Raw genomic sequence first — 12,037 nt, forward strand, 5'->3', positions numbered from 1 at the left:
CTTCAGCCTGCTTTGCTACTAACACGCTAGATTCACCCATCAGGAACAACACATGACCGTCGCCGCCAAGAAGCCCGACTTCAACGACTACATCGTCAAGGACATTTCGCTCGCCGAATTCGGCCGCAAGGAGATCTCGCTGGCCGAGACCGAGATGCCCGGCCTGATGGCGACGCGCGAGGAGTTCGGCCCCAAGCAGCCGCTCAAGGGCGCGCGCATCGCCGGCTCCCTGCACATGACCATCCAGACCGCAGTGCTGATCGAGACGCTCGCTGCGTTAGGGGCCGACATCCGCTGGGTCTCCTGCAACATCTATTCGACCCAGGACCATGCGGCGGCGGCGATTGCCGCGCGCGGAATTCCGGTGTTCGCGGTGAAGGGCGAAACGCTCACCGAATATTGGGACTACACTGCAAAGCTGTTAGACTGGCACGGCGGCGGCACGCCCAACATGATCCTCGATGACGGCGGCGATGCCACCATGCTGGTGCATGCTGGCTATCGCGCCGAACAGGGCGATACCGCGTTCCTCGACAAGCCGGCTTCCGAAGAAGAGGAGATCTTCTACGCGCTGATTAAGCGCCTCTTGAAGGAAAAGCCGAAGGGCTGGTTCGCCGAGATCGCTGGGAATATCAAGGGCGTCTCCGAGGAGACGACCACGGGCGTGCACCGTCTCTATGAGATGGAGAAGAAAGGCACGCTCCTGTTCCCCGCGATTAACGTGAACGACAGCGTGACCAAGTCGAAGTTCGACAATCTCTATGGTTGCCGCGAGTCGCTGGTGGACGGCATTCGCCGCGGCACCGACGTGATGATGTCGGGCAAGGTCGCGATGGTCGCAGGCTTCGGCGATGTGGGCAAGGGCTCGGCGGCTTCGCTCCGCCAGGCCGGCTGCCGCGTCATGGTCTCCGAGATCGACCCGATCTGCGCGCTGCAGGCTGCCATGGAGGGCTACGAGGTCGTCACGATGGAAGATGCTGCGCCGCGCGCCGACATCTTTGTCACCGCGACCGGCAACAAGGACATCATCACCATCGAGCACATGCGAGCGATGAAGGACCGCGCCATCGTCTGCAACATCGGCCACTTTGACAATGAGATCCAGGTGGCAAGCTTGCGCAACATGAAGTGGACCAACATCAAACCGCAGGTCGACGAGATCACCTTCCCCGATGGCAAGCGCATGATCCTGTTGTCCGAGGGCCGGCTGGTCAATCTCGGCAACGCCATGGGCCATCCCTCCTTCGTAATGTCCGCTTCCTTCACCAACCAGACGCTGGCGCAGATCGAACTGTTCGCAAACCAAGGCAAGTACGAGAAGAAGGTCTACGTGCTGCCGAAGACGCTGGACGAGAAGGTGGCGCGGCTGCACCTTGCCAAGATCGGCGTCAAGCTGACCGAGCTGCGCAAGGATCAGGCGGACTATATCGGCGTCAAGCCGGAAGGCCCGTACAAGTCGGATCATTACCGGTACTGAGTAGGGCGCCTTTTCGTTGCTTTCGTGGTGGCCGGGTTCGTCCCGGCCATCTGCGTTTTGGAGGCGATTGAGCCGCGAGTGCAGCCAGACTCGTCCTAGCGAAACCGAGGAGCCGATAACGACAGACGTTCGTCCTGCACTTGCTGCTTGTTCGTGCTACCAGCTTCCTGTGGTTACGTATCCCCTCCGCCTTCCCTTTCACCTTCGCTATTCGAGGTTCGGCCGATAGGTCGCTGGCCGCGACCAGGCAATAGCTCCCGATCCAAAGTTTCGACGCGTAGGCTGAGGTCACGTCTTGACTAGGTGGGCAAAAAGGCCGTGGATGAGCGCCAGAAGGCTGCAAAGGCCGGTGCAGGACCGGGAAGGGGACGGCCGATGGAAACGACCGGGAGCGAGCATTTCGACGTCCTCATCGTCGGCGCAGGCCTGTCCGGCATCGCCGCGGGCTATCACCTGCAACACAAATGCTCTACCAAGAGCTTTGCCATCCTCGAAGGCCGTGACAGTATCGGCGGCACCTGGGACCTGTTCCGCTATCCCGGCGTTCGCTCCGATAGTGACATGTTCACGCTCGGCTATTCGTTTAAACCATGGACCGAGCCGAAGGCGATCGCGGACGGGCCGCGGATTCTCAACTACATCAGGCAGACCGCAGCCGAGAACGGCATCGACAAGAAAATCCGCTTTCGCCATCGCGTGAAGCGTGCGTCGTGGTCGACGAGGGATGCGCGCTGGACGGTGGAAGCGGAGCGCCGGAGCAGCGAAGGCGCCCGCGATAATGTGCGCTTTACCTGCAATTTCCTTTTCATGTGCTCGGGCTATTACAAATATGAGGAGGGTTACACGCCTGAGTTCGCTGGCACCAAAGATTTCGCCGGCCTGATCGTGCATCCGCAGAAATGGCCGGATAATTTCGACTATGCCGGCAAGCGCGTCGTTGTGATCGGGTCGGGAGCGACCGCGGTGACGCTGGTGCCGGAGATGGCGAAAACCGCGGATCATGTCACGATGCTGCAGCGCTCGCCGACTTACGTGGTGTCGCGGCCGGCGCAGGATCCGCTCGCCAACAAGCTGCGCAGGAACCTGCCCACAAGCCTCGCTTATCATCTGATCCGTTGGCGCAACGTGCTGCTCGGCATGTATTTCTTCCAGCTCAGCCGGCGCAAGCCGGAGCGGGTTAAGGCGCTGATCCTCTCTGGTGTGCGCTTGGCGCTCGGGCCGGGCTACGACGTCGCGAAGCACTTTACGCCGCGCTATAACCCCTGGGATCAGCGGCTGTGCCTGGTGCCCGATGGCGACCTGTTCAAGGCGATCCGCGAGAAGCGCGCCTCCGTGGTGACCGGCGAGATCGATACCTTCACTAAAGACGGCATCCGGCTGAAGGACGGCAGCGAACTCGAGGCTGACATCATCGTCACCGCGACGGGCCTTGTGCTGCAGGTGGCAGGCGGCGTCGAGATGGCCGTCGATGGCCGGGCGATCGATTTCGCGACGAAGCTGAGCTACAAGGGCATGATGTATTCGGACGTTCCCAACCTCGCATCCGCGCTTGGCTACACCAATGCGTCGTGGACGCTGAAATGCGACCTAACCTGTGAGTATGTCTGCCGGCTCATCAACTACATGGACCGGCACGGCTACAGGCAATGCATGCCGCATAATGACGATCCGACCATCAAGGCGCTGCCTTCGCTCGAGTTCACCTCCGGCTATGTGCAGCGCTCGATCGCCAAGCTGCCCAAGCAAGGTTCGCGGCGGCCATGGCGACTGTACCAGAACTATGCGCTCGACATCGTCTCCTTACGGTTTGGCAGGGTGGACGATGGCGTGATGCAGTATTCGTAAAGTTTGCACGCGATGTAATCGGGCGAGCCGCATGGGCGGTGTAGCGTTCCCCTCCGCATGGCAAAGATGTGTTGCGGATGAGGGGTTTGCCTCCGCGAGCGAACATCTGACAATTGTTCTGATCGGAGAGCGCCTCCTCCGGCGCGGACTGACGTTCGCACGCAAAAGGGGGAGACATTGCGCGCGGCGGTGATGCCGCCGCCGAAATTCGGTGCGCGCATGATCGGCCGCTAGCGCATGCACGACAACACTCCTGCTAAATGAATAGCCGCTTCCCGCGCCGCGGATCTACGCAATATACTTGAGCCGACAATGCTGGAGCTTGGTCTGGACCGCTTCGTTGGAAGATGTCGAACGCTAACCGGATGAGGTAAGCCGTCTGATCGGCGACACTCGGGCGCGGTATGAGCCGGCAGCTAAGCATAATCGGCGCGCCCATGAGCTCATCGCGAGCTGTCGGCCAAGCTTTCAACCAGAGTATGGCCTGTCCGACGATCAATCGGCGCCCCATCCCGCAAATGATCGGCGGAATAATTCCCCGGCCTCGGGGATGTTGACCGCAACGGCAAAAACGTCCCCGGAGCAACGGCTCCGGGGCGCTTGTTACTGATCGAAGTCCAGATAATGCAAACCGTAGCTGTGAAGTACTAAGCTGCGCGCTGCTGTTGCCACCGATCTTCGACAGCCGAGCTAAATGTGTCTAACCCTTTTTCGTAATTCTGTGCGAGTGCCTCGATGTTATCGGCCCAGAGTCTCAGCAGAGAGACCTGGAACTGTATCATCGGCTTAACCGCATTGAGCCCAATGGCTGTTGAGGCGGCGATACGGCTTTCTTGGTTTCTGGCCATGCGACCCACATCGAAACTTTGGTCAGCCATGCTATCGCTTCCTTTGCTGGTAAGAGGACCCCCAGCGTCAGGCCAACGTGACCAAGAACTCGTAGTTTCCGGGAACCGCAGATTTAAGATTGCCTGTCGCGAGGTTGTCCGAAGCGGGCCCGCGCTGAATTGAACGGGCGGCTCGCTCAAGGCTGGTCAGATGGAGCGACAGTCCACGAATCCCAATCAGTTGATGCTGCGCCGCTTCGCGACGATAAGTCTTCGGCAGCTCGGGGTCGGTCCCTTCATCGATTCTGTTATAGCACATGGGTCAAGGATCGCCTGGCGCACGACAGCCGTGCGCACGCACGATCCAAAGGATTGTCAGAACAGGTCTCGCAGACCCACGATCGGAGCGGGCGCAAAGTCTCAATAACGGCTCGCAGTGGGATTGCCGAAAACCCATTTGAGAGCTTCCGGACGGCCGAAAGCATCACGCGGCCGGACGTCTTCGCGATACAGTTCCAGAAGCTCGCCATGGTTCGTGGCATCTAGAACAATTGCTCCTTCCTTAAGACGGATGACAATCTGCGCGTCGGCGCCATCCGCCCGTAGACAGGCACCATACGTTTCAATATTCCTGATCCATGTGCAGCCTAGCTCCGTCTAGCCATGGCCCTATCGCAGCAATCAGGTTCTCTGTCGCGGTCATCTGCGTTCGTCTCCCATAGGCGCGCGGCGTGCACTGTGAACGGCCAACTCAAGCCTTCGAAGCGTAGCTTCGTTCCAAGCTCGGAGACCCGACACTCAAAGTGAGGAGCCCACCCGTCAGGCGAACAGCGCCGCGCCCGCCTCGTGAGCACACCAATGCAGAGGGCCCGTGCGTCACGTTGGCCGCAAGGCTTGAGGAGGGCATCTCAATGATCTCGCCGATTTGAGTGATTGTGAACGGACTGCATCTTGGGGCCAAGGCCGCCCGAACGCAGATGAGAAGCAGCGGTAAATTGGCGTCCCCTTGTGCCATCCGCTCTTGAACGGTCCCAGCTTGTTTTCAGGCGACTGCGTTGGGACCGTTGGCTTTTGGTGCGGGGATCGTTCCGGATGTTGCAGGCGGGCCGCTGTGGCGCGTAGTCATCAGCCGCCCGGTATCGATATTGGTGGTTGTGAATCGTTTTGACTGTGTAGGCACTCATCATTTCAAAGAGGCTGAGCGAAGGAGACGGCATATGGCCTCGGCTCTTGTGGGGACTTTCATCATTCTAAGCATCGGCATTCTTATGGCCCACGCGATGGATGCGTTCCGCTCGGGGTCCTGATTCAGGCAACCCGAGCCGATTCCTGAGAGGCGGACAGCTTTGGATCGCAACCCCAACTGCGATTCGGTACGATTGCAGCCGATGGGGCGAGTAGAACTGCGACAGGAACTGATCAGTTGCTGCGTTTGCGGGGGAGGGGTGTCAGTCAACCCCTGTTTTCGCCAATCGATCGTACAAACCTACGTTCCAGCTACGGTAGCGCGAACGGACCGTAGCTTCGACAAATCCGCCAATCCGTGATTCTTATTTTGTTTTGCCGCCTAGGTCGTGTACCTATAAATCCGGCGGCGCCATGTGACTGGTGACTACGTCCGCTTTGCTCCTATAGCGACCAAGTTCGTGCGGCAGCGCAGTATGTCGCGACGGCACACAAGCCGACATTAACCGACTCTAGGGTCCTTTTGGCACAGCTTCGATCGAAGTAAGATGCGGTGGATCGCCTTGCCACACTAGAGACGCGCGCACGCTGGAAATGTAGTCCGGCACCGCGCTGACGGCCCACGCACAGACTATGGAGGCCAACTTGGCCGATCCATTGAAGCAAGCAAAAGCTAGGGCGGCCGCTACTTATGATGCCGCAGCCGACCATTTTGATGACGAGCCGCTGGGTTTCTGGGAACGAATTGGTAGGCGGACCGTGACTCAGATCGGGTTGCGGGCCGGCGACAGCGTGCTCGATGTCGGCTGCGGGACGGGAGCGTCGGCGCTGCCAGCGTCACAAATCGTTGGGCGCGATGGGTTCGTGTTGGGAGTTGATCTATCCGCACGCCTGCTCGACCGAGCGCGTGCAAAGGCAATGGCATGCAACTTGACAAATATTGAGTTCAGGGTCGCCGATATGACAGAACTCGGCTATCCCGACGGTCGCTTCGATGCTGTTGTGAGCGTATTTTCCATTTTCTTCGTACCGGATATGGAAGGCTTGGTCCGCGAGCTGTGGCGCATGGTGCGACCTGGCGGAAAACTGGCGGTGACGACGTGGGGGCCGCGGATATTTGAGCCGGCCTATTCTCTCTGGTAAGCAGCGATCAAGCAGGAACGTCCCGATCTCCATAGCGCCTTCAACCCCTGGGATCGCATCACGGACATCGTGACGGTGAGGAATTTGCTGTGCGATGGGGGCGTGATGAATGCCGAGGTCACTGCGGAAGAAGGGTCTCAGCCGCTACGCTCGGCAGAAGATTGGTGGACCATTGCCCTCGGATCGGGGCTCCGTTGGACAATCGACCAGATGGGGCCGGAAGCGGCAGCTAGGGTTAAAGCCGATAATGTCCAATGGCTGAACGAAAACAAGATCGGAAGTGTCGAGACAAATGCCATTTATGCAATTGGTACGAAGCCGTTCTAAAAATAACATTGCGAAGACTGGAGAAACTTTAGAGACGGTCGCGTTCGTGAAGAGCGTCCTGTTTCGTGGGCGACTATCCAGCAATGCGATTGTTTTGGCCATTGGCAACCAACCTGTTGCCGAGCGCACGGAGACTTCGATGACGTCAGAATTCAACGTCCACAACGCCACCGGCTATGAGCAGCTCATGGGGCGCTGGAGCAAAAAACTCGCGCCCCTATTCATTGAGTTTGCGGGGGTCGAGAAGGATGAAAAGATTCTCGACGTCGGCTGCGGCACCGGTAGCCTGACCTTCGCGCTCGCCGGGGCTGCCGACCTCACCGAGATTGCCGCAATCGACTATTCGCCGGTCTTTGTCGAGGACGTGATCCGACGCAACACCGACCCGCGAATAAAGGTCCGGCAGGCGGATGCCTGCGCGTTGCCCTTCGAGGGCAGCACGTTTGACCGCGCCTTGGCCCTGCTCGTGCTCCACTTCGTTCCCGAAGCGGGTAAGGCAGTCGCCGAGATGCGCCGCGTCGTTCGGCCGAGCGGTGTGGTCGCGGCAGCCGTGTGGGACCATCTCGGCGGCATGCCGGGGATGCGCATGATGATCGACACCGTGGCGGCGCTCAGCGAGGCGGGGCGCCAGCTGCGCACTCGCTATTGCTTCCAGCCGATGATGCAGCCGGGCGAAATGAAAAGGACATTTGTCGAACAGGGTCTCGTGGACGTAACCGAAATGCAACTGATGATCCGCATGGATTATCTCAGCTTTGACGACTACTGGGCGCCGATTGCCGCAGGCGAAGGGCCGTTAGGCAAGTATATCGCAACGCTCGACGCTGCTGAGCGAGCGCGCACCGACACCGCCGTGCGCGATGCCTACGAAGCCGGCCGGCCCGATGGCCCACGGTCCTTTGCGAACATTGCGTGGGCTTGCCGAGGCATCGTTCCTTAGCAGGACACCTCTAGTGTGCTTTTTCAAGCTTCTCAGGCCGAACAGTCGGACCGGTGTCGGCGAGTCAGGGTCACAAGCGTCGATTTAGCCGCGCCTTAGCCATCTCAGGTCTACGTCTGACAGCCGACAAGTGGACGAGCGCCGGATTTCTTCAGTACGGGCACAATAACGGAAGTCGGCGAGTGTTCGCCCGATCCTCGAAGGAGATCTTCGTCTACCGCTATTTGGCAGGCGCAGTCTCTTTGAAGAACTCGACCTTGCCACGCGTGTTGTCGGTGACCGCGAAGACCTCGTAGAACTCGATCTGCGGCTTCATGCCATAGCGCTGTTCGATGCCGTCGAGCCACGGTCCGCCATAGAATGCCTTGGCGTCCTCGATGCGCTCCCACTGATACACTCCTCCTGCCCAGCCGCTTTCGCTCCAGATGAAGTGCTTGCTTATCAGCCCCTTCACCTCGCGGAAGCCGGGCGCGATCTTGTGAAAGTGCTCGCGGCACGCGGCGTAGTCGATGTGCGGTGGCAGCTTGTATCGCACGGTGGCGGTAATCATGGCCTGTCCTCCACCCCGATGGTTCTGGCGCAATAGTGACGAGATTTCTGCCATATAGCAAGCGACGTCGCGTCGCGCTGCCATAAGCCGACTATAGCGCCGCAGGCGTCTCAACGAGTTTGGCGGCTAGGTCTCAGGACGGGTGCAGAACGATATCGCTAGCCGCACCCTTACCAGGTGGCGTCGAGACCGAGATGCGCGAGCACTTCATGGCGAAGCTCGGCCAGATGCGGGTCGCCCCGGCGGCGGGGATACGGTCTGGTATTTGCGATTTCCGCCTTGATGTGTGCCGGGCGCTGGCTCAACACGACAACTCGGCCGGCAAGAAACAACGCCTCTTCCACATCGTGGGTCACGAGCAGCGCGGTGAAGCCCGCGCGCTGCCAGAGTGACACGAGTTCGCCCTGCATCGTGATCCGCGTCAGCGAGTCGAGCTGACCCAAAGGTTCGTCAAGAATGAGCAGCTTCGGGTCGTTCACCAGCGCGCGGGCCAGAGCCGCGCGCTGCGCCATGCCGCCGGAAAGCTGGCGTGGGTAGGCATTGGCGAAGCCTGTGAGCCCGACTAGGCGCAACGCATCTTCGATACGTCCACTATGGGTACGTAGCAACCCGCGTGCCTCCAGACCGAGAGCAACGTTGCGCCACACCGTCCGCCACGGATAAAGCGTGGGGTCTTGAAAAACGACGACGCGCGATGGATCGGGTGCTTCGATCTCCCGTCCGTCCATTAGCAGGGAGCCGACGGCGGGAGTGTCGAGCCCCGCAACCAGCCGCAGCAAGGTCGATTTTCCGCACCCACTCGGCCCCAGGAGAGCAACGAACTCGCCGCGGCCGACTTGCAGGCTAATGCGGTCCAATACCGGCAGCGGTTGCCCTTCGAGATCGAAGCGATGGCTCACTTCGCGGAGCGTTAGCGTCGATCCGCGGACCGGGTGGTCATCTGCGATCGCCGCTACCACCGCACCAGACCTTTCTGCCAAGATAGCAGGCGGTCGCGCAAGCGGAACAACAGCGTGATCAGTCCGGAGCACAAGAACGCCATGAGCAGCAGCGCGGCGTACATATTGGCGTAGGCCGCCCAACCCTGCGCCCATTGCAGATACCAGCCGAGCCCGGCCTTCACACCTAGCATTTCGGCTACGACGAGAACCGCAAACGAGTTGCCGAGACCCATGAACAGGCCAACAAAGACATGCGGCATTGCCGCCGGGATGGCAACCTTGAGCACGAGGAAGCGCTGGGTTGCCCCTAGTGTCCGCGCAATATCGTAATAGGTGCTGTTCACACCCGCGACACCGGACCAGGTGAGCACCGTGACCGGAAACCCGGTGCCGAGCGCAATCAGGAAAACGCTGGCGCTGAAGCTCGATGGGAACACGAAAAATGCGAGCGGCAGCCAAGCCGTCGCCGGCAGCGGGCCGATGAACCGCAGAACCGGGTGGATCCAATAACCGGCGAGCCGCGACCAGCCGATCGCCACGCCAGTCATGAATCCGACCGCCGCACCGAGAAAAAAGCCGGTCGCGAGCAGACGAGCTGATGCCAGGATGCCTGCAGCCAGCCGCCCCCAGTCGTCGATTATGACTTCGACAATGGCCTGCGGCGGCGGAAAAAACGGCAACGGCAGCAATCCGAGCTTTGCAGTGACGGCCTCCCAAGCAGCCAAAAACAGCGCGAGCGCCAACAGCCACGGAGAAAGCCGTTGGAGACGCTGAAAAACAGTAAAACGAATGCCGGCAAAGGCTGCAAAGGCGAGGGCAAAGGCCAATGTTGCGCACGCAGCGGCAAAGTTGCCTGTGTAGGCCCAATCGCTTTCGATCTTATCCGGCCAGAACGCGGTGAGCGCTGCGGCCACAAACCACGCGGCGGCAGCAGCCAGCCCGCCGATTAACGACCGAGTGGCTGGCCTTGCAAAAACACCGAAACCCGATTTCTGTGGTCTCGATACTTCATCGATGACCGCGCTCACTGCAGATCTCTCCGATCAGCTCAGCTTAGAACGTCAAGGTAAATCCGCTCGGCGAACTTGGCTGGGTCGGTGCTTCGCTTGATGACGTTCACCGCCTTGAGTTCCTCGGTGTAGAGTAAAAGTTGCTTCTTGAGCGACGCTCCGACGGGATGATTGTGGTGAGTATGGCTGCGATACATGGTGGCGAGATCCTCCACGGATCCTCTCCCGCCGTAGCTCGAATAGATCGCTGCGGCGTCGGTGGGATCGTTGGCGACTCGGTCTGCAGCCTCCAGTATCGATAGTGTCAGAGCGGCCGCCACCGGTAATTCGCTTCGGGTGAGGCTGCCACGTATCGCGAGAACGCAGCAGGTGCGCTCCGCGAATTCGCCCGTTAAGTTCGTCGCGATCTCGTTAAGCTTCCCTTCCTTAAGCCATAGATAGGGCAGCGGATCGATCTCGGCTACCGCCTGCACTTCGCCCTTGTCGACGGCGAGCGCGAGCAGATTGGCCGGGTACTGGCGCCATTCTACCTCTTGGGATGGATCGATACCCTTTTTGGCGAGGAAGATCGAAAAGAAGTTTTTCGCTGGGCTCGCCTGATCGCTAATCCCGACAGCCTTGCCCCGCAGGGACTCCAGGCTATCAATATTTGCAGCCTTGGAGCCAAGCAGCCGGATGCAGCCGCCATGCACACCGGCGGTGATCCGAACGTCGAAACCTTGCTCCAGCGGCTTGAGCCAGCGCAGGGCCAACCCCAAACCGGCATCCGCCTTGCCAGTCGCGATCGCCTCCAACAACTGGTCGGTCGAACCGCCGAAATTGACGAAATCGACATCGAGGTTGTGCTTGGCAAAGATACCCCGTTCCTTCGCGACCGCCGCAGCGACCGTGCAGGCCGCGTTCGCGTTCCAGGCGAGTTTAAGCTGCCGGGGTGCGCCCTGCAGCTCTTCGCTGTTCGCCCCGGTGCGGCAAATAGGAAGTTCACCGGGAATATAAGACAGCGATCCAGCCCCGGATGCCGTCAGCGCGCGAGCCGCTCCGAAGATCCCAAATGGCGCCGCGGCCCCGAGCGTGCCGACCAAGGTGAGCACGGAGCGGCGGGAGAAGGCGCGCCGCTTCGCTTCGGGTACCGCTTTCAATAGGCCGTTGCCGATTTCGCGTGTGTTCATGATGTCGCTCCCTAAGTCGCGTGGGGACCGTATAAACCCATCCACACCAGGGTGCATGCGCTTCGCGGGGCGTTGGCTCGCCATTGTGTTGGCATCATCCGAGGCCATATGCCCAACAGGCGTGAAGCAGCTCACATTAACAAAAAAAATTGAAACGGAATAGCGACACGGCGATCGAAGGCTCTGTCAGTCGCCCATATCAAGTCAGTCGCATTGACCGATACGCGCGACTTTCGCGCTGCGTGTCTGCTTCGGGTGTGCGCCGTGAGAAGGCGGCGCTTTCCAGTGGGTGCAAGTCCCACCTGGCAAACGCTCCAGCCGGAAGCAATCGGAGCAGTCATGGAGGTAACGAAGTGGCTGAAGCCTTCGATTAGCGTGTCACGAATTGGTGACAGCGCAAGTGTGCAGGCCGTAACGCGAGTGAACGCCGAGCAAGCCTCGAAAAGGACGATGCGCAGGCCGACCCGACGACCCTTTCGGGGAAGGCTGACACGGCTGGAGGAATGGGCGAAACATCCGCCCAGTCGCTGCGCCGGGGTAGTGGCGACAGCATGTACACAAGGAAAGCGTACGCAACACGGGAGGCCCTACGACGTGGTCAGGGATGACCAACCGGACGCCCG

General features: G+C 60.1%; 10 protein-coding genes. 5 read left to right on the top strand and 5 right to left on the bottom strand.

The genetic code is table 11. The features are described 5' to 3' along the window. Positions 1-52 precede the first annotated feature (52 nt). Positions 53-1,477, top strand: a complete 1,425-nt coding sequence (ahcY, locus tag F758_RS0138400) for an adenosylhomocysteinase (protein WP_024512803.1) — start codon at positions 53-55, stop codon at positions 1,475-1,477. Positions 1,478-1,852: 375 nt separating this feature from the next. Continuing rightward, complete coding sequence (locus F758_RS0138405; protein WP_024512804.1) at positions 1,853-3,322, top strand: flavin-containing monooxygenase; 1,470 nt, start codon at positions 1,853-1,855, stop codon at positions 3,320-3,322. A gap of 647 nt (positions 3,323-3,969) precedes the next feature. On the opposite strand, the gene F758_RS0138415 is transcribed toward F758_RS0138405, so the two are convergent. Then, positions 3,970-4,200 carry a hypothetical protein gene (locus tag F758_RS0138415; protein ID WP_024512806.1) on the bottom strand — a complete coding sequence of 77 codons (231 nt, stop codon included), beginning with the start codon at positions 4,198-4,200 and terminating at the stop codon, positions 3,970-3,972. 1,779 nt (positions 4,201-5,979) lie between these two features. Between F758_RS0138415 and F758_RS51245 the strand changes: the two genes are divergently transcribed. From F758_RS51245 to F758_RS0138440, 3 genes are all read left to right on the top strand, one after another. Next, a complete protein-coding gene (locus F758_RS51245; RefSeq protein WP_198026671.1) occupies positions 5,980-6,477 on the top strand; it encodes a class I SAM-dependent methyltransferase in 498 nt (165 codons plus the stop codon). Positions 6,478-6,582: 105 nt separating this feature from the next. Beyond that, positions 6,583-6,804, top strand: coding sequence for a hypothetical protein (locus F758_RS51250; RefSeq protein WP_198026672.1), 222 nt, complete (start codon positions 6,583-6,585; stop codon positions 6,802-6,804). Between the two features lie 139 nt (positions 6,805-6,943). Beyond that, positions 6,944-7,744 (top strand): class I SAM-dependent methyltransferase, encoded by an 801-nt coding sequence (locus F758_RS0138440; protein WP_024512808.1) that lies wholly within the window; start codon positions 6,944-6,946, stop codon positions 7,742-7,744. 220 nt (positions 7,745-7,964) lie between these two features. Here F758_RS0138440 and F758_RS0138445 read toward each other — a convergent pair whose 3' ends face one another. The 4 genes from F758_RS0138445 to F758_RS0138460 form a co-directional block, all read right to left on the bottom strand. Continuing rightward, complete coding sequence (locus tag F758_RS0138445) at positions 7,965-8,294, bottom strand: hypothetical protein (protein ID WP_024512809.1); 330 nt, start codon at positions 8,292-8,294, stop codon at positions 7,965-7,967. Positions 8,295-8,464: 170 nt separating this feature from the next. Beyond that, a complete protein-coding gene (locus F758_RS0138450; protein ID WP_024512810.1) occupies positions 8,465-9,253 on the bottom strand; it encodes an ABC transporter ATP-binding protein in 789 nt (262 codons plus the stop codon). Continuing rightward, the gene (locus F758_RS0138455; protein ID WP_245286716.1) at positions 9,247-10,263 is read right to left on the bottom strand and encodes an ABC transporter permease; all 1,017 of its coding nucleotides are present in this window, start codon (positions 10,261-10,263) and stop codon (positions 9,247-9,249) included. Before F758_RS0138455 ends, F758_RS0138450 begins: the two co-directional genes overlap by 7 nt. Before the next feature lie 20 nt (positions 10,264-10,283). After that, positions 10,284-11,498, bottom strand: a complete 1,215-nt coding sequence (locus F758_RS0138460; RefSeq protein ID WP_245286717.1) for an ABC transporter substrate-binding protein — start codon at positions 11,496-11,498, stop codon at positions 10,284-10,286. Between the last annotated feature and the right edge of the window lie 539 nt (positions 11,499-12,037).

The sequence above is a fragment of the Bradyrhizobium sp. ARR65 genome (assembly GCF_000472385.1).
Lineage (GTDB): Bacteria > Pseudomonadota > Alphaproteobacteria > Rhizobiales > Xanthobacteraceae > Bradyrhizobium.

What these genes read in the sequence shown, in the direction of transcription:
- F758_RS51250 (WP_198026672.1), top strand. Translation starts at nt 6,583, where the DNA reads ATGAATGCCGAGGTCACTGCGGAAGAAGGGTCTCAGCCGCTACGCTCG.
- F758_RS0138440 (WP_024512808.1), top strand. Translation starts at nt 6,944, where the DNA reads ATGACGTCAGAATTCAACGTCCACAACGCCACCGGCTATGAGCAGCTC.
- ahcY (WP_024512803.1), top strand. Translation starts at nt 53, where the DNA reads ATGACCGTCGCCGCCAAGAAGCCCGACTTCAACGACTACATCGTCAAG.
- F758_RS0138415 (WP_024512806.1), bottom strand. Translation starts at nt 4,200, where the DNA reads ATGGCTGACCAAAGTTTCGATGTGGGTCGCATGGCCAGAAACCAAGAA.
- F758_RS0138445 (WP_024512809.1), bottom strand. Translation starts at nt 8,294, where the DNA reads ATGATTACCGCCACCGTGCGATACAAGCTGCCACCGCACATCGACTAC.
- F758_RS0138405 (WP_024512804.1), top strand. Translation starts at nt 1,853, where the DNA reads ATGGAAACGACCGGGAGCGAGCATTTCGACGTCCTCATCGTCGGCGCA.
- F758_RS0138460 (WP_245286717.1), bottom strand. Translation starts at nt 11,498, where the DNA reads ATGGCGAGCCAACGCCCCGCGAAGCGCATGCACCCTGGTGTGGATGGG.